Below are 23,326 nucleotides of genomic sequence, written 5' to 3' on the forward strand. Positions count from 1 at the left end.
AGTATAGGCAAACAGGGCAAAGTAGCAAGATTTGGTAGTTACTCATGTATAAACAAATACTCAATAAGGAAGCTAGACCCAGCCCTTTAGATCTCTTAAGACTTGAGCGCATTCGGGTGCAAAGGAGTGACAAGAAGACGCCGCCGCTCACGATTACATACTCCCCTTCCATTCACCACGTGCACTTCGAATGCGGAGCAAGCAAGTGCGATTACACATTGGTAGTGGGTGATGATGGAGTTCGCTGGTTTGATACTTCCGCTCAAATCAGAAGAACAATTCAAGAAGTCGTAACCACGATGCTCAAGGGTTTGGAGACGGTTAGCGTCCACATGCCATCTCCGACGGATCACCCTGGGGTGGTTCACAGCTAGCTGCACAGCAAGGCCACCGAAGAAGTCCATTGATGAATCGGTAGGCCCGTTTGCTCTATGCTTGATCGTCGCCGTGGCTTGACCTGATTCTTCAATCAAATATCAAAAGGCTTTTGCCGCTTCCGTCACCGAATAGGTCTTTTCGAGCGCGGACTTTACACCTGTCGAGGCAAACAGTGACCATAACTTGATATGTCCGTAATCCAAGAAAGCAGTATAGTGAAATCCATCTTTCGAACAAAGTCAAAGGCAGATTCTTCAGGTACCCCTGATAGGGCGCCGAGATTACGACGATGCCGCGGGGATCAACAAAGCTAGAGCAATTCTGCCTCGAGTTCAGATTGGAAACTCTTCCTTCGGAATAGATATACCGTTGTCGGGATCCTAGTCTAAACTGCAAGTGTATTAATGCGCCCACAGGATATGTGAGCGCGTGTTACGGTCGAATGGTCACGTATTAGTGCACAGATCGATCTGCTCAACCTCTTCGCGCTTGCGCCGCATGAAGTTCGATGCGGCATGAATCTCCAAAAGAATTCCTCTTCGTTTCAAGCGATCAATGCGGGCCGGATCTGGGATTGCGATGTACCTCTCGAAAAAGTCTCTGATTTCGTTGTCACTCGAATTCCTCGCCACGTGCGCAAGTCGATAGCGCAGGTAAAACACCTTGAGGATGATTCCCTGCTGCCGCTGGCGGAACTTCGCGGCAAAATAATTCGCGTCCAGCATGTCAAAGTGAAGAATATTGCCCAGCTCCATGCTGCGTGGCGATCGCAGAAACCCACGCCAGCGATGCGTGATGAAGTCGAAGTTGGCGAAAGTTTTCAAGCGGATGAACGATTTGTGGTTACTGTAGCCCAGAAAATAACCGGCCGGAATGCGGCTGCCATCGCGTGGTTCGCGCATAAGTCTCGGAAGGGCCCCGAAAAACCTGCATTGATAGAAGAGGTAGTCGTACCAGGCCACAAGCGCCGGGGACCGAGAAACCCGCAGCAGAAGGGCGCGCGAATAACGCCAGATCGTTTCGGTCTTGGGGAACCGGTTGAGAAAGTACACGCAATCCGCAAAGGGATTCGTCGACTTGGCCGAGGTGGGAACCGCTTCGAGGTTCGGTAACAATACCTGGTCGATCTCATCCGGAATCTTGACAAGGTGTTTTGAGATGTTATCCTCAGTGATCTCCTCGCAGCGAGACATGAGCACAAGTTCATCCGGATCGATACTGCCCAACCAATCCAGACCTTCCGCAGCGGCGCTCTTCGCCGCATAGTACGTGTTGATCTTCTTCCTAATATCCATATCCGTCTCCCAGCAGACAAGGACGTCCCTAATCCACTTGGGGGCGTCGTCGGTCTCCTCGACACGAATAGAATCTCGTGCCTTAACGCAGGCATATTTCGACACCAGTTCCTGGGAACCATCCGTCGTTCCATCCCAGAAGATATAAATCCGCGAACAGCCGGCGGCGATGTGATACTGAATCGCCGACGGTAGCAGCCGCGCCTCGTTTTTCACGGTATAGGTAAGGGCGAATTTTCCTGACGGCAAACCTGACCTCGTTTCCAAACCCCGAATGGGCAGTTGGGGCTCGGTTCTACGTGCGCACCAGCGTTGGCCGGCAGCCGCTGGTCACCGGACGCTTCGATGTGATTATCTATTTCGAGATGGCATTGCCAACCCCGGTCCAGCGATCGAATGTGCGCAGACTCTCACCCGCTCATTCCCGCAGCATGCTTCATTTAAGGAGGTCGCGGAGAATCGCCAGAGCCATTGAAGGGCCGGGAACTTGATCCCCACTTTTTTCATCGTAGCAGCCAGTAACCGAGGACCAATCCGATTAGCCCGAGACCGAAGCTGATGAGTGTGTCCTTCCTGGTCCATATTTGAGTCGCCATTGTCACGCCCTCCATTTATATTTTGCCTCATGTTACTCTCCCTGTCGCGCGAAGGAACCAACTGCAGCAAAAGCTTATTGAAGAGGCGCGGCGAACTGGTGGAACGCAGCTTTCCTCATTGCTTGGACACTGGAGCATGGGCGGCGCACCCATCTGCGCAAACACGACAACATCTCAAGCGACAGCTGATCTATGTGGGAGCGTTCAATCTAAGTTTGATCTTCCGTCGTCTGCTGGACGAAGGACGAAGGCGAGTGGCAAAGAGAGCAACAAGCGAATCGGGATGATGAACCCAATCTGGCCGTCGCGAGGCGCAGCCCGGAGGCGATTGCCGGTCAGTAGAATGATATAAGAGCCATCACTCCATTCACCCTTTGTTCGTCAATGTTCAAAGTTTCTTTGCCAGGATAACCATGCTATTCCAGAGAAGGGGCGCTCTCCCAGCACCCACGAATCGTTTCACTTCAAATCCCGCTTCTGTGAGCAGAATGGTCAGTGTGCGTCGAGACCAGAACTTGATATGTCCGTAATCCAAGAGAGCAGTATAGTGAAAATCCATTTTTCCGAAGAAAGCTAAAGCCAGATTCTTCAAGTACCCATGATAGGGCGTCGAGATTACGAGGATGCCGCCGGGCTTGAGAAAGCTGGAGCAATTCTTTGCATAGAGTCGTGGTAGGAAAACGTGCTCAACCACCTCCGTGCTGATTACCACATCACATCGTCCAACCAGAGGATGAGAAGAAAGATCGGTTGTCAGGTCAGCATGACCAAACTGAATACCCGAATAGGCTTTTGACGCCTCCTGGATACCCGAACGAGACATATCAAGGCCGTGAAGCTCCCAACCATACTGGCGAAATTGCGCCAATATGGAGCCATTGCCGCATCCCAAATCAACTACAACACTATGTGGCGGAACGTCCCGTACGAATTCTCTGACTACAGGGAGAAGATACTTGCTGGCACAATGAAGCTCTGCGTCTGCGTAAATATTTGCAATCATGAATTCCGCTCCGAGTACAGATTGGAAACTCTTCTTTAGAATAGGTATGCCGTTGTCGGGATCCTAAACTCCAAATGTATCAATGCGCGGCTTGCTGCCACTAAAGAATACAGCAATCTCGGAAAGGCGCTTGGAAGTAAGTCATTGCTCATTTGCATATTGAAGAGAGATCGCGATTGTTTGACGGTTGCCAAACTTCTGACGCCGGAGTTCAACAATCTCGCCTCGCATGAAAGCTGGCTCACTCGTGCGGTTCTCGTTCTGGCCAACAAGAACCGGCAGAACCGATTCTGGCGATACCGCCAGGTTCCATCGGCAACAGCATTGCACTATTTTAGCCGCTGACGAGAAAGGCGCGCGATCACAGAGCGCCTTTCCTCCTCTGATGTCGCTTCCTTTACCGCTTGCTCCAATTCTCTCAGCTTTGCGCCTACGAGAAAGCGGTACCAAAATCCTTGTAGAAAGTGGTATATCAGCCCCTCCCGCCCGTCGAGGAATCCCAGTTGAACTACATATCGAAATAGGAAATAGAAGATGGCAGAGATCTCGAATGGAAGCCTGTTGTATACGGACTCCTTGAAGAAGCGCTTGATTTTCGCTTGCTTCGCGGTTGTCTGCCGCGTGAGTTCAACCTGCGGATCGAACAAATGCAGGCGCCGATTCAACACATCGAGTGCTTCTCTGCTTGCATACCCGTTATGCTTGGCAGTGAAGAAGGTCAGGTCATGCAGATTGTGATCGGAAAAGCCCCCGCCGAAGGTCACGGTGCGGCCTTCGGTGAGGTACATATGCTCATCCATCCAGCGATCTTCAATGTGCGCTTTGCCGTGTCGCCAAATGCGCAGAAGGGTCAGCGGATATCGTCCTCCCCACCGGATAAACTTGCCTTGGAAAATTGTCTTGCGGTTAAGATTGATCCCGGTCACGTCCGCAGGTAGGGTTGGAAGTTTCGCTCTGATCTCCGCGGCTAAATCTGCCTCAATGATCTCGTCTGCATCAAGCCGCATCACCCAATCTGCGTTGATCGGAGCATTCTCGAGAGCCCATTCGAATTGGCGGGCGTAATTTTGAAACGGATGCTGCAGGACCTGCGCGCCATTCTCCTTGGCCAAATCGACAGTGTCATCGGACGAATAAGAATCGACGACGAAGATTTCGTTTGCAAATCCTACTATGCACTTCAGTGCACGCGCTATATGTACGGACTCGTTGTATGTCAGGATAACGACCGCGACATTAGCTTTATTGTTCATCGAGGTTCCTCAAGGGTGGAAATGCGTTTGGTAAAGTCAAGCCTCACAGTCTTGCCAATGGAACTTTAATCGACCTCGTTCTTGCTTGGACGGAGAGGAAGCAAATGCTCGTTCGACAAAGAACTCAGTTGCCCGTTCGAAGTCGCGTTCTGCTATTTCGGCTTGAAGATGCAGTGCCAAGTCGCTCCGACCACTTCACCGTGTCAAGGCACTGCGAAAGATTGTTCTCTTCATTCAAAGTTAGAACGAGAATCGAGAATCATAACTCACCTAAAATGTTGTTGAGTCATGCGAATCGTTCAGGCCAGTCGTCTTCGTGCCCAGCACATGCGGCAGTAGCCCGTTTATCGCATCACGCAGCCTTTGTGAGAGCCCTACTTCTATTCCACCCATCCGTGATAAACTTCGCTTAAGGTCCGCACCGGGAGCGATATTGAAAGTTCTTGTCACTGGCGGAAGTGGCTATATTGGATCGACTACAGCCCGCGAGCTGGCTGCGGCTGGGCATGAAGTATTGATTTACGATAATTTGGCGACCGGACATCGCGAGTTATCCAGGGGCTTCGAGTTGATCGAAGGTGACATTGCAGACCAAGAGAAACTCAAGTCCGCTCTGCAGCGCATAGAGGCTGTAATGCACTTCGCGGCTTCTGCATATGTTGGCGAATCCGTAGTAAATCCTCGCAAATACTTCCGCAACAATGTTGAATCGGCCCTTGTGCTGATGGATGCAGTAATCCAGAGCGAAGTTCGCTTGTTTGTTTTTTCCTCAAGCTGTGCTGTCTATGGCGTTCCACATATTCTTCCCATCACCGAGTCGAGTCCCAAAGAACCCATAAACCCATATGGGGCGACCAAACTCTTTTTCGAGCGTGTGCTAAGCGCCTATAGCGTTTCGCATGGGTTACGCTACGTTGCTCTTCGCTACTTCAATGCCGCAGGAGCACACGGCAGCGGCGAGGTCGGCGAAATCCATAATCCCGAGACACACCTGATTCCCCTTGCGATTCGCGCCGCCCTCGGCAACGCACCGCCACTCAATGTTTTTGGTAGTGACCTGGACACGCCGGATGGAACCTGCATCCGCGATTTCGTCCATGTATCCGATCTTGCTTCTGCGCATCTCAAGGCTCTTCTCTATCTCGCCCAGGGTGGCCCGTCACTCGAACTGAATTTAGCAACAGGGACAGGCACATCCATCCTGGAACTGCTCGATGTTATTGGGGCAGCCTGCGGCAGAAGCGTGCCCCACGTATTCTCCCCAGCGAGGATTGGTGACCCCCCGATACTGATCGCAGACGCAACAAAGGCAAAAGAAATTCTCGATTGGGAAGCACGGTTCGATCTTCGGCAAGTCGTGGAGGGGGCGGTGCGGTGGGAAATCCAACTTCCGGAATTCTTACGCAGGGCCTAGTTCTGGAGCTTCGTTCCTGCCGATTCGATTAGCCGCCCTAAATGGCGTGCCGCCGCTTCCACTTCAAAATAGCGCAGGTATCCTGAACGGGCTGCCCCTCTGAAATCCGCAAGCCCTTCCTTCGATAGTCCTACAAATCGGCAAATTAGATTCCGAGTTCCTTCAAGCGTGTCAGGTTCAACAATGCCCGCCTTAGAGGAGTTGACCTCGCGCCAGATGTTTACCTTATTGCTAATTAGCACGGGAGTGGAGCAAGACATCGCTTCCGCAACTACCAAACCGAAGTTCTCCTGATGCGAGGGCAAGATTAACGCTTGGGCCGATCGAAAGGCCCCCCATTTCAGCTCTCCAGTGAGCATTCCCGGCCAATGAATCCGACCAGCGATCTCAAGTTTTCTCGCCAATGCTTTGAGTTCCGGAACCCAGCCGACCTGATCTGGACCCGCCATAACGAGATCCAAATCAACAGGTAGTTGCGCAGAACATTCTGCAAACGCCCGAACCAGCAAATCGCAACCCTTCTTCGGATGGATTCGGCTTAAGAAAAGAAGAAAGCGCCTTTCCTTCAATGCAGGGAATTCTGAGAAGAATGCAGCCTTCTCTTCGTCTGGATCACCGCTAGGATCAGCGGTGCCAAACAGCACGACTTCTTCTTTGTAAGGGTGGCCGCGAAATACACGCCGCGCGCGCACTGCCTCTTCCTCGCACGTAAATAGGACGCTAACTGCGTCACGCAAAACCAGACCCTCCGCCACCCACCAGAAAATCTGCTTGGCCAAATGCTTCAGCGGGTACTTCTCGCGAAACCATGGATCCATCATTCCGTGCGCAAAAATGTAATATGGCGTCTTGTTGTTCCTAAGTGCTCGCCACGAACCGACAGATGAATAGTTCCAAAGACCGTGGAGGATCACTGCATCGAAGTTTCCGGAACGCTGGTTTAGCCACGAAGAGAGTCGCGGGTTATATCTGTAACGCCCTATTCCCGAGCCTAATCCAATTACGGGAAACGGAAAGTTCCGCTTGGCAGCTTCTTGTTCCGTCTCTAAGCTTGCAACTTCAATTCCATGACCATCGCGGAGGAGCACTTCCGAAATTCGTAGCAAGGCTTCAATCGGCCCTCCAGACTGAGGATCCGTAGAAGCGATTACGTGCAGCAATTTCATCTGCTACCGTCCCGAAGCCGAGATCAGAGCTTCAACTGCTTCCGCAAATCGCGCGGCATCTGCTTTCTCCACGAACTGTTGACTTGCGGTAGACATCCTGCGCCAGAGAGATTCATCCTCAGAAAGTTGACGCATGAAGTATGCCATGCCAACAGGATTATCGGGCTCAATCACGAAACCGTTTACGCCGGATCGCACAAGTACATCTCGACAGCCGCAATTATCTGAGAGAATCACCGGCAGTCCCATCGCCAGTGCTTCCGGCGCAACATTCCCAAATTGTTCCTCGATGCTGGGCAACAACAACGCGAGTGAGCTGCCAAAAGCACGACTAATTTCGGCTGTTTGTCTAAATCCCTCGAAATGCACCAACTCAGCAATGCCGTCTAATCGAGCTTGTTGGTGCAACTCTGCCTCCAGTGGTCCCGTGCCAAAGAGACGCAGATGGCGCGGATTCGGCACTTGAGACGCATAAAGGGCAAACGCCTTCAGGGCTGTCGAAACGTTTTTCTTCGGAACCATTCGAGCCACAATCGTAAAGTGCCGCGCGCTGAAATCAACCCCTTCTGGGGCAGGTGGAGATCCGGCCAACGCCCGAATCCGTGCAACCGAGACCGTATTGTAGGAAGGTTGAATGCGACTTGCAGGAAGCCCCATGAATCGGATGTAATCACGAGATCTCACTCCGGATGCAATTGCACCTATGTAAGGCAAAAAGAGCATGCTCTTCAGGAACTCTCTGCCCAAGTTGCGCTCATAGTCGTCAAATTTCGAGCAGCCCATTGTAAATACACGCCGTCCCATCAACCTCAGAACCACTGCAACCCCAAAAATGGCAAGATCTTGATAGTGGCACATAAAGAATTGGGAATCGCGTCCCATTGACAAGCACGCCCCAAGGGTCTTCGTGAACCGCGTTGGGAACGGGATTTCTTCCAATGTGCGGCCGGTCACCAACGTGATCTTCCTGAAATGAGGACCACTCTCGGGGACCCAATCGTACACTTTGCTCAGCCCAGCAAGTTCCAGCCCGATGACTTGCTGCCTGCCCTCGAATTTCCGAGCAACAGCATTACAGCGGTCTGCGTGGAGCGGCCCAAAGTTGTCCCAAACAAAAACTAGCTTCGCCATTTGTCTTGCTTATTCTCCGATTGAGAAGGAAGTCCCGCGTCTCTTGAATTGCACGGCGACGGTTCGATGTCCGGCGGTCCCATGCGATCACGGACACGCGCTACTAACCCGCGAGGCTCCGTCAACAGCGTGTAGCCCAGGAAAAGCTTGGCAGCGAATTTATCAATTGGATTCTTCTCACGACCCATGACTTCATGAAAATAGCGTGCATGGGTCTCGTGGCTCTCGGTTGCAGTCCGCTGGCTGCCAGTGATGGACTCTGGGTGAATCCGAAAGACCGACCAATACCCTGGCACGTGCACCAGTCGCATTCCGTTGCGTGTCATATCAAGCAGAATTTCAGCGTCCCAACTCGTTCTGTTTTGACAGTTGAACCCTCCCACGGCGCGAAACGCCTCAGCGCGATAAAACGTGGACTGCTGCAGTACCAAAGCGCCTCCGTAGACAAACTTCTTCGGACTGAATTTGGTGGAAATTACTCTTCGTACGATCTTCCCTTCCGCATTTGACCTGTAGCCATCCGCATAAACGGCAGCCGCTTCTGGGTGTCTCAGAGCTGTTTCCATTGCCGCGCGAAGACATCCCGGCAAATACAAATCATCCGCGTTCAGATAGCCAAAAAGTTCGCCTGTCGCTCGTGCAAAAGCCCTGTTTAGGCCGTCCGCGGGCCCATCGTCTGGCTCAGTGATATGAATGAAACGCCCCGGGTATTTCATCTGAAGTGCTCGGATAATCTCCGGCGTCTCATCGTTCGAACCAGGATCCACTACGAGGTATTCGACATCCTGCCAGTCCTGGGTTAGCACGCTTATCATCGCGGCTTCCAGGTACCTTCCTTGATTGAATGCGTTTGTGACGATCGAAATCTTGATGGGGACCTCCATCCCGCAATCTGTGATGCCGTCTAAAACCGCAACTCGGCTAAAGCTGCTTCAATTCACAATGGCGCTCACGTCGAGAACCCGAACTTGGCGCAACCCCGCCTCGCAGGTATCCACAGCAATAAGTTTCTCTGAACGATTCCAACGGGGATGCAGATCGCACTTCACATCCGTGTCGCTGGAGCGAGGATTGTGTTCGAAGACATGTGCATCTGTTCGAAGCATTCGATCGGAGTCAAAAAGAATTACAGGAAGATGGCCGCTTTTGTTTGGGTAGAAATCAGTAGCAATCCAGCGGTGCGACCGCGCAATCATTGGGTGGCCGTCTGAATCCAGAGAAGGCCATCCGTAGCGAACTCTGGCTTTCGGGGCCTTAATGGAGATTCTGTAGTATGACTCCGCGAGAAGCTTCTTCTTCCACCGTCCCGTTAGTCCACGTGCAAGCAGCAACAACGGCTTTAGCCATGGTGAACCTAGCAAGCCGCGTGACCGAGCCTGCGCCAAGCCTCCCCCTGTGAATCGAGCCCACACCAAGAGTGTGTCATTATCGATCCAATCAAAGTGACTCACCTTCTCTTGCGCAAGCAAAACTAACTGTTTTGCCGCTCTATCGGTGGCAATCATGCGCGTGAATAGACCGCCGTCGGAACTAAAGAAGCGATGCAGAAACACGACCCGCGATCCATCAGGGCTGAAACTGGCGTGACAAAGAAAGTGGCTTGAGGGATCAGCACTTGGAACAGCTTCAAACTCCACCGCTCGTTTGGTCGAAATGAAGAGGCTCTCTCTTCCAGTCTCAATATCTAGTTGCCAAAGCCCGTCCGCATCTTGATCCGTTATTTGTGGGTTCCCAGCGAGTGACGGATATCCGTATGCTTTCCACCGGTGCGCAAGCGTTGTAAAGTTCGGCGAAATCGATGTCTTGCCATCAGGGCTAAGGACGTAAATCGGAGCCGGCAATACACGACGCTCTCCTGTAGCTATATTCCGAAGAATTGCAACCGCTCGATTTCCCTCCATAGCGTTGAAGACGAGTGTGTCCGTCCTGCCAGGCAGCCATTGCAGACGCGAACCCTGTTGGAAATTCCACGCCGTGGTCGTGTCGATTGCTTCGATCTCACCGGTCTGTGGACGCCACAAGCATATGTCGATCGGCTTGTCACAATCGTCCATGGCAAACAACGCCGGCGATGCGCGATGAATCGCAATACAGGAGTCATCCTGCGACCACGGGATAATGTCGTGAAACCCAACGAAACAATTCGCGTTAGCTGGCGTCTCCGCAACAATCCGGCTTTGAGATCGAGTCCGCTCCATCTATTCTCTTCTTTCCCAATTCATTCAGCTGATTTCCTCTTCATTGATTTGAATGGCCGGTCAAATCTCGTTCAGCAATCCCTTGTAAATGGAATGTGTCTCTGCGGCTCAACGTTCCACGATAGTTCTTTCGCGCGCCCCGCCCGCTTGCCATCAAGCGCCTAGTGTCAGAAGATGAAGCGATCTGCATCAGCGCATCGGAGATCGACTTTACATCTCCCGTATTAATGTGAAGTGCTGCATTCCCTGCCCATTGTGCTTGGCAGAGAAAGAAGGTCAGGTCATACAGATTGTGATCGGCAAAGCCCTGCTGACGGTTCACGGTGCGGCCCTCGGCAAGGTACATATCCACCAATGCCGCCAATGCCGCGACCCTGGCCAGTTACAGGAAAAGGATATTCACGTGATTTCGCCTCATCCGCTGGTTCCATGCTCACGACCTCAACTTCGTGCCCGTTCCGAATCAGGGCTTCGGAGCTGTGCAGTAATCCCTCCACAGGTCCACCGGATTCGGGCCAGGAGTCGCGAATTACGCTCAAGAGTTTTATTGGCCCCAAAGTAATCGCTCTCGCCTTTTCTTTAACAACCGATATCAGCGCCGAGCAAGGGGAGTGACGGTTCGGTGGGCCCAACTTGAAATCAGAGTGTCATACAACTCGATGTAGCGGTTTGCATTGGTTCTTCCGTCATACAGCCGTTCCGCTCTATCGCGGCAAGCTGCCCTGAAATCCTCTCCAACCAAATGACTCGAATACAGGAATTCCAGTCCGTCTGCCAAGCTCTTCACATCGAATGGCGCTGCCAGATATCCGGTTTGTCGATGGTCGATAATGTCTGGGAACCCGCCGATTCTGAATGCCAGTACAGGGGTGCCGCACGCCAGCGATTCAAGAGCTGTGTTGGCCAGATTCTCTTCCCGTGATGGTGCGCAAAAGACATCAGTTGCCGAGTACAAGAGCGCTAGCTTTCGATCGTCGCGGATCATTCCAACGTTGCATATCGGTATCGACGAACCCAGCGGATTCCACCCTCCCGCCCCGAACACCAGCAGTTCGCAGTTCCCCTGGCCCACTCGCTCGTTGAAGTCCTGCAGCGCCTCCCAAAGCAGATCGAGACCCTTTCGCGAGTCCTTCAGAGACGCGGCACCGAAGGCGACAACGAACTTGTCGCTCGGAAGACCGAGCATTTTCCGAGCTTTCAGCTTGTCCATGAAACTGAAGCATTTAAGATCGATCCCATAGGGAATAACCATGACTTTTTGATCAGTCATGAGGCTGCTTCGGCGCGCTTCGTAGGCTAACCAATTGCTGGGACTTACGAGAGTCAAGTCCACATTTGCCCATCCTTCTTTCTTTCGCATCCAATTCGTTCTCGAAAGATCATCTTCCGAGGATGAACGGAGCGCTGGGCAGCGACCGCACTTTTCGAGAAATCGCTGGCACCCGCCTGTGTAGTGACAACCGCCCGTAAAGGCTAGCATGTCATGGAGCGTCCATACGATCGGGCACTGAACCAGTTTGAAATCGTGAATCGGAAACGTACCGGCCCCGATGAAATGCAGATGTACTATGTCCGGCTTCAGCTCAGTTATCTTACGAAGAGTAAGATTCGGAGCCCAGTTATTGCTCCAATTCGTGGTAACCCGGCGGCGTTGCCATTTATTTGGAAGCTTATCAATATTCCTCATATAGCGAGCTAGGAACTTATCCAGTGGTCCAGAATGAAATGAGGGGGGCAAGGTGGTTCCTTCATCGAATGCGAAGATCAGAGAATCTGTGCCCAGGTCTCTTAGATTCTGGTGCAACCGCAGAGCAGCTCTTCCAGCACCTCCTTCCACACTGTAGGACACATGCACAACTCGCATCTTATTTCTTCACCTGATCGTTTGACTTCTGAGATTCGCAAAGCTCGATTGCACTTGGCTACAAGGTTGACAAGCGACTCATCAGGGCTGCGGAGATCTTTCGCTTGAGTTTTTTGAGAAATGAAGGGACGCAGGCTTTCTTCTGCAACTTCATGGTCCGAGCTTGCCATGTTTCGATCGTTGAAGGATGACGAAGAGGGAAATGCATCGTATCTGCCCGGATGGTCGCGAGCGGGTCCGATTTTCTAGTGTGGGTCGCGTCGTCGCCAAAGCCAATGTTCTGAATAAGGTTTGTGGCGGGCACTATGTTGAGCCAGTTTCGAGTCCAAGACGTATAGACCCATTGATAGTCCCAAGTATTCGGCCCTGTTCCATCTACCATCCCGTCGAACATTTTCTCCCAGTAAGCAACAACTCGGCCGTCGGGAAACAACCGTCGCAGCATACCGCTTCGCCTCGCCTCCGGCCAGCCTTTCATTTCCTCTTCATATTGCTGCCAGGAACGACGCCACGTGGCCCATCCCCATATAGGTACAAGCGAGCTGAAATAGTAACTGGAAGGATGACGAAAACTTCCTTCGAAATTGAAGCCGGCAATCATTCCAATCTGACGGTTCTCGCGATATCGAGCCAGTAATTCGGTGCAGTACCGAAAGAAACTTTGATCCGGCAGGCAATCATCTTCGAGGATGATGGCTTCCTCAACCAGCGAAAAGACCCAATTGAGACCTGAGATCACTCGCCTGCGGCAACCCATATTCTCTGCAGCAAAGTTGGTAACCACTTTGCAGGGCCAGTCGACACTGGAAACTATTTGCCTGACATCGGCGCAGCGGTCTGACTCTCCTCGGCGGTCCAATCGTGGCCCATCGGCAATCACTAGAAGCCGCGATGGACGAGCCTTTGCGATTGCCTCAAATACGCGCCGCGTCGGCTCCGGGCGGTTAAAGACAATGAGTACGACAGGTATTGTCGTGCCAGGGGCGTCAGTCACGACTTCCCCAAATTATTCCCATGTCATTGCGCTGCGGCCCCAAGCGGGTGATCCGAAATCCTAAGCCGGAAAGCGTCTGCATAACCTGTTCCACGGACTCGCCGCGGTAGAGGTGATACTCCATTCGGACGTTCTTGATAGAATCCCAGGAGTCGGCAAGCCCGAACATTTCCCATTCCGCCCCCTCACAATCCATCTTAAGAAGGTCGACTGCGCCACCTATCCGCTCGACAGCGGCATCGAGACGAATCTGCGCGATGCCGCCCTTCGCATCTTGGCTGGGGCAAGTACGTGCCATGTTCGAAACTGATTCGTCGCTCAGTGTTACCTGCCCGGCTTGTCCACCGACTGCTTCGGGATAAACCTCGATGTTAAGTCCCTCAACGTTTGCGCGAAGTAGTTTCTGAACCCGAGGATTGGGTTCATATGCGTGAATGATTGCATCAGGGTAATATTCTTTGGCCGCGAGCGAAAAGAACCCTACATTCGCACCAATGTCGAGAATGGTTCGCACTTGCCTGAGTCGCTGGCCGAGCCCGTAGACGTTGTAAATGAGACATTCAATAAAGTCAGAACTTATACCTGGCTCATCCAGATAACGCAATGAGACGCCTTTCTTTGCAACGCGTATTCGAGACGGCACCTTATAGTTGGTTCCCCTGAAATAGAGAACACGAAATCTAAATCCATTTAAGGAGTTTCTCGGCATCCATCGAATGAAACTCCAGGCACGCTTAAAGTAATCAGTCAAGATCATGTTTGCCAAACGAGTGAAGGGTTATACAACGAGACGCTGCACTACGATCTCCGACCCAGAATGTTGGATCGTGAGTGGGATAAATGTAAAGCTAGCACCCCGATGAGGCTGACGTTGGGGAGACAGATCAACATGACGAACGCTGAGCCTTGAGCATACCGATACAAGCAAATTCTCCCTGTAAGTGTTCCACTCAATAGCTCTTTGAATCTATCGGATCAACCAGGCTCTTACGCGATACGCTTTATACTTAATCCAATAAATCTTCACTTGTAGCCCTCCGCATAGATGGACTCATGATCGCGCGCTTCCCGATCGAGGGATTTGTCAAAGCTTCTCAACCGAGCGTCTTTGAATCCTTTTTGCCGCAGGATGTAGACAAGGTTCTCCTCGTCGAACATGTATTTATGTTGCCCGTCCATATAGGCTACGTAGTTTACATAATCCATCCTTGTTGTGAAGTTATATGCCGGCCGATATTCGAAGAACCGTTTATCGGTAATCTCTATGTTGTTGGAATATGCATTCAGATAGAGCCTTGCATTTGGGACGCATATGGAAAAGTGTCCTCCCGGAACCAACACCCTGAGGCACTCATCCAGCAGGGTCTGCGCTTCCTTGTAGGTTAAGTGCTCGAAGACGTGGGATGAGTAGATGGCCGTGACGCATCGATCCGGAAAGGGAATTCCCTTTGCTAGATCGCAGTATACGTCGCAGCCTAGAGCACGATCCAATGTCGTCCAGCCGTCAACTCCTCTCTTGCTTCCTGAGCCCAACTCCAGTTTTATGGGATCGAGGTTCTTCAAGAGCTTGCACACGAGAGACCGCGACGCGCCGGCTCTTCGCCGGTGGCGAATGTGTTTGGCCAAGGCTATGAGCAGCTTCGGACTGTGGGCTACGACAAGAGTTTTTAACGACATTTGGCTTTTCTCTCAAGGACCCGAATGCAAAATTCAGATTCATCCGGATTCGAGTCCAGACGATCCTCGCAAAATCCTGGAATACTCGAATCATTGAATTCTACAAAGCGCGTTTCAGCGAATCCGCAGTCTTTCATCAGGAGCGTTAGTCCATACCGGTCGTACATCCAACGGTGTTTCTCTCCAATCGAAGTTCCGTTCCAGACCATTGGCCGAAGATCCTTCGGAACCGGGCCTCTGACTAATCTAAGATACATATAAGTCAATTTCGTCATGACCTTATCGGAGCTGACACTTGCCAGCCTACTCGTGGCGCCTTCAGGAGGCTGAGACGTAACCAGGTCACTCTCGATTCTGGATTGCACGTATTCAATCATCGTTCGATCGCTGCGACTTGCGAATGAGCGCATCAGCGGACCCATCTCACCGCCGCCTGAGGTACGGACGAGTTGATCAAGGAGTTCAATCTTGATCCAGTCGTAACACGTCGTCTTCGCCGGATCGGAATCGCTTATCGCCAGTATCCGCAGGTATTCCCGGCATGAAGCCTCCAGATCCGGAACTACAGTCCGAAGAATCCCCCCGGGCTTGAGGACCCGGTACGATTCCCGGATTAGAGACGAACCCCGCTGCGATGCGAAGTGCTCCAGGACATGGCTGCTGTAGACCGTATCAAAGCTATTATCCGAAAAGGGAAATCCAGCGAGCAAGTTGACCCGCTTCACGTGCACCGTGAAAATCTATATTTGTCCAGCCGGGCGCATACCGCGTGCCGCATCCAAAATTGAGCTTTTCCAAGCAGAGTCGCCAAGAAATGTGAGTCGTCGCTCTACGAACTGCTCCTCATCGCCATCGTCCGAAAAAGGGTGGGGAATGAAATCATTGCTTTGCCGAGCATCACCAGCCCCTTGCGCTGCGGCTTCATGATGGCGGCAAGGATCGTGATTACGATCCAATAAGAGATCAGAGTTGCCAGTGCAGAACCGACGATACCGAAACGAGGAATAAGCACCAGGTTCAGAATGATATTGACGATTGCTCCAGTCAGTTGGAAATAGAACAGCATCTTCGCTCTGCCTTCGAGAATCATCCAGTTGCTCCAAGCAACTCCGAAGCAAACCGGAATGCCACTCCAAATAAGGATGCGGAGTGCTCCGGCGGATGCGGCATATGCTGGGCCGTACATCAGACGGACCATTGGCCAGGAAAGAATGGTCATCGCCAGGGCAACAGCTAACCCCAAGGTTACAAGCATGTCATAAAGCTGCTGCAACCTGCGGTAGTACAGATCTTCACCTCGCTTCTTGCTGTCGACCAAAGCGGGGTAGGTTGAAGCGGCGATTGAGACGGGAATGAAATACCAAAGCTCGCTGAGCTTGACGGCCGCCGAATAAAGGCCGACTTGCTTATCATCCAGCATCTGGCCAATCAACACCTGATCGACGCGCATGGAGATCATGACAGAGATCCCCGTAAAAACAAGCGGCCAACTTTCCCGGAGGAGAGAGCACATGTCAAGAAAGCTGACTTTCCACCTCAAGATGTCCTGACGGTTATAACTATACGCAATCAACATGAAACCTGCTGCGAGAACAAACTCGACGAAACCTGCCCATGCAAAGGCAATGAGCGGCGCGCCGATTAATATCAGCACTACTTTCGCCAGCGCCATCAGCAGGAAGCCGCCATTCGCGGAAAGAACGATGTACTTGGCCTGCACTTTCGACTGGAAATAGAGATTGATAGGAATCGACTGAAAGAGAAACCCCGCTGCCGAAAGCGCAGTCAGCAGCAGAATGAGTTTGTCGCCGGGGCGAAGAATAGAGACAAGGATAATTGCGATTAATAAGGTGAGTAAGGCTCCCAGGAGTTTAAGGACAAACGCACTTCCTAACAGGTCGTTTTTCCGCTCTGGGAACTTGACTAATTCGCGTATGACAATACTGTCGAGTCCTAAGTTGGAAACCGCCGTGAAGACGGAGGTCAACGCCAGTGCGTAATTCAGTTGGCCGAAGCGGTGAGGCCCCAGGTAGCGGGCTACCCACAGACTCACGAATATGGCAACTCCCATGCGAACGATTTTGTCGGCGACCTGCCAAGCGCTGTTGCCGAGGATCGCCTGCAGCCCGTGTCGGCCAGAGAGTCTCTGACGAACAAAGTCCGGCAAGAATCGGAGCCATCCGGAATTCTGAGCCGGCTTTTCAACTTCAGTCATTGAGACTGGCTCCCGCGTGGGGAACTGCAAGACTGGGAGGGCACCTGGTGAACTCCATCGTCATCGGGTTGTCGGGAACAGGCGCGGATTGGGAAGGCGGCGGGGACGATTGAACATGATGCGTCTACGCATACTCGCCAACATGTTCTTGATGTGAACCGGTTCTGCTTCCAGCAGGTCAAACGTGATCACGATGGCCACGGCGTCGTACATTCTCGCATTCAAGCCAAACGGAGAAAACATGATTGTCCAGAGCGTACCTACAATAAACCACCCATAGATCGGAGCCGATGGAGGACGCAGAATGGCGAGTCGAATTGTGGCTTTAGCTGTCAACCAAAGAATATAGAACCAGAACGCGGCCCCAAGAATGCCTGCCCAGACCCAGGCACCCATCAGATGGGAGTGGGCCGGGATAAGACCCGTAGAAAGTTCTTCCCTGTCAGAGGCGTCTAAAACACCACCCTCAACTTCGATATCAAACAACATCTTGACATATTTTGGGTCTGCCGCCCAAGACCCGTGACCAATGATCGGGCTATCCATCACGGCCTTCGATGAGACTTGGATCTCGGGTCTTCCGCCCAGAAGAAAACCGCCGTTCAGTTCAGCTTCGTTCTTCGCTCTCGCTTCTTCGCTGACAAGGCCGGCGGAAGTGGCGAAGATAACAAGCCTTTCGGCGCCCCAGGCGGCTCCAAGGCTAAGCACCAACAGCACAGCCACCCTGACCGCTCCTCCGGAGCGGGGAAGTATTCTCAGCCTTCCAAATTGTTCGGGTACGACTGGAAAGAACAGTGCGATAACGACTAAGAGCTGACCAACCGGACCGCGAAAATTCTCCAACAAGTTCACGCCTGCGATACCCAAAACGAGAAGGCCCGCAATCATGTACATGCGTCTTGCATAGAAGAAGGAACTCATCAACATCACAATGGTGATGACGCCCGATGCATACCCGAACTTCCAAGGTTGATCCAAAGCGTAGTCAGACGGATGGATGACTGTAACCAAAATTGAGCCGATAGCGGTTCCCGCCAGGAAAATGATTTTCCGCCGTTCGTTCTTTCTCAGCAATACGATTAGCCCTAAAAGGTCGAGGCCAAAGAAAATGATGGCCGCATCGCCGCGAATCCAATCCAACGTCGCAGTATGGCGGTAGATATCGGACACCGCCTGGCCGAGAAGCCAGAACCCCAACAGAGAGAAAAGAACCTTATACTCTCGCCTCAGAACCCTACGCCTGTGAACCACCAGAACGATCGGCAGAAAAGCAACAAGGATGATTTCAGAGATAGGCAAATCGCCGACAAATCGCACGGTGGCCGTTGTGGTGAGTCCAATGGCTAGAGCGACCACATCGGCCATAGTCGACGCAAATCGGAACCCCCTGCCCGATGCGACAGGCCGCCTGAGAGACGTCTGGCGCCGCAGCGTACGTCGATTCGTTGTCAATGTCATGCGATCTCGAAAGGTTTGAGGTGGATTTACTCGTCTGGTTTTCGTTCGCCGTAGTATTCGTAATACTTTCTGCCGTAGTACTCGGAGTACTCAGGAGCGGTGTAGTCTACCGCATTCACTGCAACTCCCAGCAAATGCGTTCCAGAGCGCTCGAGCAGATCGATGCAACGCAAAACAACCTGTTTCCGCGCAGTACCGTAGCGAAGGATGAGGATGACTCCGTCAGTAAGTCGCCCAAGTACCGAGGCATCTGTTACGGCAAGCACCGGAGGCGTGTCAATGATGATGAAGTCATACTCTTTGCGAACTTGTGCGAGCAGATTCTCCATTTCTTTTGACCCCAGCAACTCAGAAGGCAACGGCGGAATGGGCCCTGAAGGCAAAATGTGCAGATTCGGTAAATCCGGCCATACAACGACCGCTTCTTGGAATGGAGCCTTGCCTGAAAGCACTGAAGAGAGGCCGAGTCCTTTCCCGATCCTGAATCGGAGATGGATGGCGGGACGCCTGAGGTCGGCATCCACCAGCAGCACCTTCGAGCCGTTGAGAGCGAAGGTAATCGCGGTCAAGCTGGCAACCGAACTCTTGCCCTCGCCTGGCCTCGTGCTCGCAAGCATGACGACTTTGGGAGGAGAACCGGAGCTTGAAAGGAGAATCGAAGTTCGCATTCCACGGAGCGCTTCCGCCATCTTCGACCACGACGAAATACCTCGCGAAACCGCAAACTCCCTGAACTTCCCTGGCTGCAGATGGTCCGAATCAACCTCCGGAATTGCGGCGATGAGCGGCAACTGAAGGCCTTGTTCGATGTCCGTCATTGTCTTCAGATTGATGTCCATCATCTCAAGAAGAAGGGCTAGACAAATCCCGAAGAAAAGCCCCCCGCCAATTCCAACCGCCTTATTGAAGTTCGTTCTTGGATAGCTGGGAAAAACAGGAGTGTCCGCACTATCCACAACATGGATAGCAGTCGAGTGCAAGCTAGAGATAATTCCGGCTTCCTGCAAGCGCTGTTGAAGCCCGTCGTACAGCAAGCGATTGGCCTCATAATCGCGATGAGCGAGTTCGTACTGCATCGCCTTCTGACTCATTCCAAACGCTTCCTGCTCCTGCTTATCGAGGGCGTCGCGAAGCTTCGCCTCATCGCTTCGCGATGCATCAAGCTCTTTCTGGATTCGCATGATCTGGGCCCTTTCTTGACCACTCAACAACTTCTGCAGTTGATCGATCTGGGCTTTCAACGTCTTAACCCGAGGGTAGGCAGAACCATATGTCTGGACTAACGAATTGTAGTCGGACTCGAGTTGCAGAAGTCGCTGCTTGGACGCTTGTAAACTCGGATCAACAGTTCCCACCGCGGCGTCGATCACATCCGGCGGGGAACTCTGGATCTCCTGGAGGCGCGATTCCTTCAGCATGCGATCTACCTGAGCATCCGCATACTGCTTGTTGAGCTCTTCCAGATTGGCCGCGATGATGCTATGGGATTGGTCTGTACCATATATGCCTATACCTCTCTGCAACTCGATAATTCGCTGCTGGCTTTTTTCCAGGTTCTCCTTGAGCGTACTCAACTTTGAATCTAACCATCCCGAAACTTTTGCTGTTGCCGCATAATTTTCGCGAAATGAGTGCTCGATGTACCGATCGATCAGCGTGTTCGCAATCAGACTCGACAACTCAGGTCGTCTCGAAGTAACGAGAATCCGAAGAATGCTGGTATGACCCAAGCGCGATATGGCGATGTCTCCCTGAAACACATCGATAAACATGAGGCGATAATCAGGGCGAGTTAAGTCCCATGGACGGCCATTCTGCAGTGGAAGAAAGTCCGGATCGGTTTCAAGATGCAGAGCTTGAATTGTCTCCAGTGCCAGATTGCGGCTGTGCAAAATCTCAATCTCAGTGTCAAGCCGCTCGCTGGTGTCTGCCGAGGCGCCCAAGTCCTGAACCTGTTCAAGCCGGAACTGGGAAGTGGCGTCCTCCGCCTGGATCTCAATATTTGCCTGTGCCGTATACCGTTTCGGCAGAAAATGGTTTGCCACAACTGCGACCAGATAGCCCAACGCAGCCGCAACAACCAAAATCCAGCCCCGCTTCTTCAGAAATCGAATAAACAAGCCAAACGGATCTTCGTCGAGCATTGCGCCAGGCGCGGCGCTCGGCTTCGTTGCAAGATCGCTATCGGATTGACTGGGTTCGGAGATTTCGGCAAATTCCGGTTTCACAGATTCAGAATCCTCGTAATTGCTTTCATGTTCGGTTTCTGGGTGATCGATAGAAGCAGAATCCTCATTGAATCGCTAGTAGACAATACGTGTTGACCACGTGAACCAGAGATAGAGGCCTCGTGGATTCGAAAATCCACAAGGTCAGCGCGGATGTAAGCGATCTTTGCGCCTTGATTTGCGATGTGGACGAATAATTCCCGGTCCCAGCATGTCCGGTTCTCGAGGTTGAATTTAGCGACTGTCGATAAGCCTCGGCTCGAAAGCACGTCGACTGTCGAAGCCATTGCGCTCCCTCATAGAAGAAAAGCACTTAGAAATACTCCTCAAAAACTGCGCGACACGGTTCAATGAAATGGCGTAGAGAATATCGTCTGCATCGAGAAAGCCGCACAGATCGCCAGCGGCGCGGTCAAATCCCTCGTTCAGTCAGTCCGCCGCCTGCGAACTATGGGTGATAAATATAAAGCGCCGACGGAGCGAGTGAGAGCGCGAACGCCAGGGCTCCCTTCAAAATCTCCTTCAGTGGACTGGGCGAGACATAGATGATGTCATCTTCGTGCACGATCGGATCGGCGACACGCGAGGTCAACACCTTCTTGAGGTCGATTTGTTCGACAACCTTCGTGCCGTCCGGTTGAGCGCGCACCAGAAAGGTCTTGCTTGTCGCGGCGTTGGGAGCGACTCCTCCGGCGAGCGCCATCACTTCCGTCAGAGTCATGTTGGGAGAACCGCACAGGGAATAGGCCCCCGCCTTGAGAACGTTGCCTCCAACATAGGCAATGCCGCATGCGCGCACCAGCACGCGATCACCTGGGTGGACTGGACGATCGAAGTTCTCGGTGTTGTGCATGGTCGGGTCCCAGGACACATACTCTTTCTTGGAAGGATCCCGACTATGTGTGATCTCGATGATACGACCCGTGTTTGCCGTCAATCCTCCTGCAGTGGCCAGCAAATCCGAGAGTTGATGCTTGCCGGGCGGCGGATAGACTCCGGGACTATGAACCTCACCAAGGATGGTGATGCCGGTGATCGTAGAGTCCACCGTAACAGTCACGTCGGGGTCGAGCATCAGGTTCCGATCTTTCAGCTCTTTCGCCAGCATATTCGCGGCAGAGGCACTGTTGAGACCTGCAATGTGGATCTGGCCCAGGATGGGGTAGGGAATGTCGCCGCTCTCGGAGACCCGCGTGATCAGGGAGAAATCCGGCGCATCGAAAACATTGATGTGCACGACCTCACCCGCGGTGATCGGGCCATCAGAGAGACCGCCAATGTTCGTCGCAGACGCTGCCGACGAAGCAGATGCCCCAGACCCTTGAGCAAGGGGAATCAGGGCAGGACGCGGTTCCTGTGCCTTAGGGATTTGTGGTTCAAGAACCAGGAGCCCCGCGATGACCAGAATTCGGATTCGAATAGCCATTGTCCTTCTTGGGATCGGAATGACCGATGTTAAACTGGCGCGCATTCCGATTGTTTGAAAGCACGCTGGTTTGTCCACTCAACCAGCGTCTGCGAAAGTCCGCTTCTGAATTTGCTTATGACATGCTAATGAAGCGCGAGTGAAAAAGGGAGCCGCTTTGGGCTTCGGGCTGTCTCTTCCAGAGTCCTCTAGGTGCGGACAGCTACAGGCTAGCACAACTCACGAGAGCGAATTCGCCATGAAGCCGGACAGGCTGATATTAACCATGCATGCGTACAACGTCGGACCGGCTGCCGATGAATCGCATTTCAGGAGGCTGCAACTTCAAGTTGCGTCTGCACTGATGCATAGGTACGCTGAATTCCTTCTTCGAGGCTGACCTGAGCTTTCCATCCAAGGGCATGGATGCGACTTACATCGAGGAGTTTCTGTGGAGTGCCATCCTGCCGTGATGTGTCGAAAATGAGTTCACATTCGAAGTCGAGGATGCGTGCCACCAGTTCTGCCAACTCGCGAATAGTCAGATCCTCGCCGGTGCCTATGTTGATTAACGGTGCTTCGTCTTTTGAGATTAGCGATTCGTATAGTTTCTCCGGCAGATTCAAGAGATGAATGCAGGCTTCGGCAAGATCGTCGCTATACAGAAATTCGCGGCGCGGGCGACCGGTGCCCCATACGACCAACTGTTTCTTCCCAGCGCGCTTTGCCTCTATAACCTTTCGCATCAAAGCGGGCAACACGTGCGATCCCCTCAGATCGAAATTATCGCCGGGCCCATACAGGTTGGTGGGCATTGCGGCCAGGAACCTTGTGCCAAACTGCCGGTTGTAAGACCAGCACATCTCGATTCCTGCGATCTTGGCAAGTGCATAGGCACGATTGGTGGGCTCGAGCGGACCTGTGAGCAGGTACTCTTCCTTGATCGGCTGTGGAGCGAGCTTTGGATAGATGCAGCTTGAACCGAGAAACAAGAGCCGCTTGACTCCGCTACGAAAGCCCGCATCGATCACACTGGTCTGAATCTCGAGAT

Annotated in this window: 20 protein-coding genes; 2 read left to right on the forward strand and 18 right to left on the reverse strand. The window is 52.5% G+C overall.

Annotated elements, in window-relative coordinates:
• Positions 1 to 824 precede the first annotated feature (824 nt).
• Both WCA10_RS17230 and WCA10_RS17235 read right to left on the reverse strand, forming a co-directional pair.
• Positions 825 to 1,922, reverse strand: a complete 1,098-nt coding sequence (locus tag WCA10_RS17230) for a glycosyltransferase family 2 protein (RefSeq protein ID WP_472823749.1) — start codon at positions 1,920 to 1,922, stop codon at positions 825 to 827.
• A 735-nt stretch (positions 1,923 to 2,657) separates the two neighbouring features.
• Positions 2,658 to 3,272, reverse strand: a complete 615-nt coding sequence (locus tag WCA10_RS17235) for a class I SAM-dependent methyltransferase (RefSeq protein ID WP_472823750.1) — start codon at positions 3,270 to 3,272, stop codon at positions 2,658 to 2,660.
• A gap of 180 nt (positions 3,273 to 3,452) precedes the next feature.
• Between WCA10_RS17235 and WCA10_RS17240 the strand changes: the two genes are divergently transcribed.
• The gene (locus WCA10_RS17240; protein ID WP_472823751.1) at positions 3,453 to 3,617 is read left to right on the forward strand and encodes a hypothetical protein; all 165 of its coding nucleotides are present in this window, start codon (positions 3,453 to 3,455) and stop codon (positions 3,615 to 3,617) included.
• Here the strand turns inward: WCA10_RS17240 and WCA10_RS17245 are convergent.
• The gene (locus tag WCA10_RS17245) at positions 3,602 to 4,525 is read right to left on the reverse strand and encodes a glycosyltransferase family 2 protein (protein ID WP_472823752.1); all 924 of its coding nucleotides are present in this window, start codon (positions 4,523 to 4,525) and stop codon (positions 3,602 to 3,604) included. The two genes, WCA10_RS17240 and WCA10_RS17245, sit on opposite strands and share 16 nt — an antisense overlap.
• Before the next feature lie 316 nt (positions 4,526 to 4,841).
• Between WCA10_RS17245 and galE the strand changes: the two genes are divergently transcribed.
• Positions 4,842 to 5,939, forward strand: coding sequence for a UDP-glucose 4-epimerase GalE (galE, locus tag WCA10_RS17250; RefSeq protein WP_472823753.1), 1,098 nt, complete (start codon positions 4,842 to 4,844; stop codon positions 5,937 to 5,939).
• Here galE and WCA10_RS17255 read toward each other — a convergent pair.
• The 15 genes from WCA10_RS17255 to WCA10_RS17325 all read right to left on the reverse strand — a co-directional run.
• Positions 5,936 to 7,105, reverse strand: coding sequence for a glycosyltransferase (locus WCA10_RS17255; RefSeq protein ID WP_472823754.1), 1,170 nt, complete (start codon positions 7,103 to 7,105; stop codon positions 5,936 to 5,938). The two genes, galE and WCA10_RS17255, sit on opposite strands and share 4 nt — an antisense overlap.
• Before the next feature lie 3 nt (positions 7,106 to 7,108).
• The gene (locus tag WCA10_RS17260) at positions 7,109 to 8,236 is read right to left on the reverse strand and encodes a glycosyltransferase family 4 protein (RefSeq protein WP_472823755.1); all 1,128 of its coding nucleotides are present in this window, start codon (positions 8,234 to 8,236) and stop codon (positions 7,109 to 7,111) included.
• Positions 8,224 to 9,120, reverse strand: a complete 897-nt coding sequence (locus WCA10_RS17265; RefSeq protein WP_472823756.1) for a glycosyltransferase family 2 protein — start codon at positions 9,118 to 9,120, stop codon at positions 8,224 to 8,226. Before WCA10_RS17265 ends, WCA10_RS17260 begins: the two co-directional genes overlap by 13 nt.
• A 48-nt stretch (positions 9,121 to 9,168) precedes the next feature.
• A complete protein-coding gene (locus tag WCA10_RS17270) occupies positions 9,169 to 10,434 on the reverse strand; it encodes a hypothetical protein (RefSeq protein ID WP_472823757.1) in 1,266 nt (421 codons plus the stop codon).
• A gap of 40 nt (positions 10,435 to 10,474) precedes the next feature.
• Complete coding sequence (locus WCA10_RS17275) at positions 10,475 to 10,798, reverse strand: hypothetical protein (RefSeq protein ID WP_472823758.1); 324 nt, start codon at positions 10,796 to 10,798, stop codon at positions 10,475 to 10,477.
• A 228-nt stretch (positions 10,799 to 11,026) separates the two neighbouring features.
• Entirely contained in the window at positions 11,027 to 12,298 is a 1,272-nt protein-coding gene (locus WCA10_RS17280; protein ID WP_472823759.1) for a glycosyltransferase family 4 protein, read from the reverse strand.
• A 58-nt stretch (positions 12,299 to 12,356) separates the two neighbouring features.
• Positions 12,357 to 13,292 carry a hypothetical protein gene (locus WCA10_RS17285; RefSeq protein ID WP_472823760.1) on the reverse strand — a complete coding sequence of 312 codons (936 nt, stop codon included), beginning with the start codon at positions 13,290 to 13,292 and terminating at the stop codon, positions 12,357 to 12,359.
• Positions 13,285 to 14,001 carry an FkbM family methyltransferase gene (locus WCA10_RS17290; RefSeq protein ID WP_472823761.1) on the reverse strand — a complete coding sequence of 239 codons (717 nt, stop codon included), beginning with the start codon at positions 13,999 to 14,001 and terminating at the stop codon, positions 13,285 to 13,287. Before WCA10_RS17290 ends, WCA10_RS17285 begins: the two co-directional genes overlap by 8 nt.
• A gap of 314 nt (positions 14,002 to 14,315) precedes the next feature.
• A complete protein-coding gene (locus tag WCA10_RS17295; protein ID WP_472823762.1) occupies positions 14,316 to 14,969 on the reverse strand; it encodes a class I SAM-dependent methyltransferase in 654 nt (217 codons plus the stop codon).
• Complete coding sequence (locus WCA10_RS17300; protein WP_472823763.1) at positions 14,960 to 15,700, reverse strand: class I SAM-dependent methyltransferase; 741 nt, start codon at positions 15,698 to 15,700, stop codon at positions 14,960 to 14,962. Before WCA10_RS17300 ends, WCA10_RS17295 begins: the two co-directional genes overlap by 10 nt.
• A 98-nt stretch (positions 15,701 to 15,798) precedes the next feature.
• Complete coding sequence (locus WCA10_RS17305; protein WP_472823764.1) at positions 15,799 to 17,184, reverse strand: flippase; 1,386 nt, start codon at positions 17,182 to 17,184, stop codon at positions 15,799 to 15,801.
• A 60-nt stretch (positions 17,185 to 17,244) separates the two neighbouring features.
• Positions 17,245 to 18,549: a hypothetical protein gene (locus WCA10_RS17310; RefSeq protein ID WP_472823765.1), complete on the reverse strand. Its 1,305-nt coding sequence runs from the start codon at positions 18,547 to 18,549 to the stop codon at positions 17,245 to 17,247.
• A gap of 119 nt (positions 18,550 to 18,668) precedes the next feature.
• Positions 18,669 to 20,870 carry a GumC family protein gene (locus WCA10_RS17315; RefSeq protein WP_472823766.1) on the reverse strand — a complete coding sequence of 734 codons (2,202 nt, stop codon included), beginning with the start codon at positions 20,868 to 20,870 and terminating at the stop codon, positions 18,669 to 18,671.
• Between the two features lie 448 nt (positions 20,871 to 21,318).
• A complete protein-coding gene (locus tag WCA10_RS17320; protein WP_472823767.1) occupies positions 21,319 to 22,296 on the reverse strand; it encodes an SLBB domain-containing protein in 978 nt (325 codons plus the stop codon).
• Between the two features lie 308 nt (positions 22,297 to 22,604).
• A partial coding sequence (locus tag WCA10_RS17325) for a GDP-L-fucose synthase family protein (protein WP_472823768.1) occupies positions 22,605 to 23,326 on the reverse strand: 722 nt, incomplete at its 5' end.

Origin of the sequence: Occallatibacter sp. (assembly GCF_049582745.1) — a bacterium.
Classification (GTDB): Bacteria; Acidobacteriota; Terriglobia; order Terriglobales; family Acidobacteriaceae; genus Telmatobacter.

Bases quoted from the DNA above. Each gene is read 5' to 3' on its own strand.
- WCA10_RS17320 (WP_472823767.1), bottom strand. From the start codon at position 22,296: ATGGCTATTCGAATCCGAATTCTGGTCATCGCGGGGCTCCTGGTTCTT.
- WCA10_RS17260 (WP_472823755.1), bottom strand. From the start codon at position 8,236: ATGGCGAAGCTAGTTTTTGTTTGGGACAACTTTGGGCCGCTCCACGCA.
- WCA10_RS17305 (WP_472823764.1), bottom strand. From the start codon at position 17,184: ATGACTGAAGTTGAAAAGCCGGCTCAGAATTCCGGATGGCTCCGATTC.
- WCA10_RS17235 (WP_472823750.1), bottom strand. From the start codon at position 3,272: ATGATTGCAAATATTTACGCAGACGCAGAGCTTCATTGTGCCAGCAAG.
- WCA10_RS17290 (WP_472823761.1), bottom strand. From the start codon at position 14,001: ATGCCGAGAAACTCCTTAAATGGATTTAGATTTCGTGTTCTCTATTTC.
- WCA10_RS17265 (WP_472823756.1), bottom strand. From the start codon at position 9,120: ATGGAGGTCCCCATCAAGATTTCGATCGTCACAAACGCATTCAATCAA.
- WCA10_RS17295 (WP_472823762.1), bottom strand. From the start codon at position 14,969: ATGTCGTTAAAAACTCTTGTCGTAGCCCACAGTCCGAAGCTGCTCATA.
- WCA10_RS17255 (WP_472823754.1), bottom strand. From the start codon at position 7,105: ATGAAATTGCTGCACGTAATCGCTTCTACGGATCCTCAGTCTGGAGGG.
- WCA10_RS17310 (WP_472823765.1), bottom strand. From the start codon at position 18,549: ATGGCCGATGTGGTCGCTCTAGCCATTGGACTCACCACAACGGCCACC.
- WCA10_RS17280 (WP_472823759.1), bottom strand. From the start codon at position 12,298: ATGCGAGTTGTGCATGTGTCCTACAGTGTGGAAGGAGGTGCTGGAAGA.
- WCA10_RS17245 (WP_472823752.1), bottom strand. From the start codon at position 4,525: ATGAACAATAAAGCTAATGTCGCGGTCGTTATCCTGACATACAACGAG.
- WCA10_RS17270 (WP_472823757.1), bottom strand. From the start codon at position 10,434: ATGGAGCGGACTCGATCTCAAAGCCGGATTGTTGCGGAGACGCCAGCT.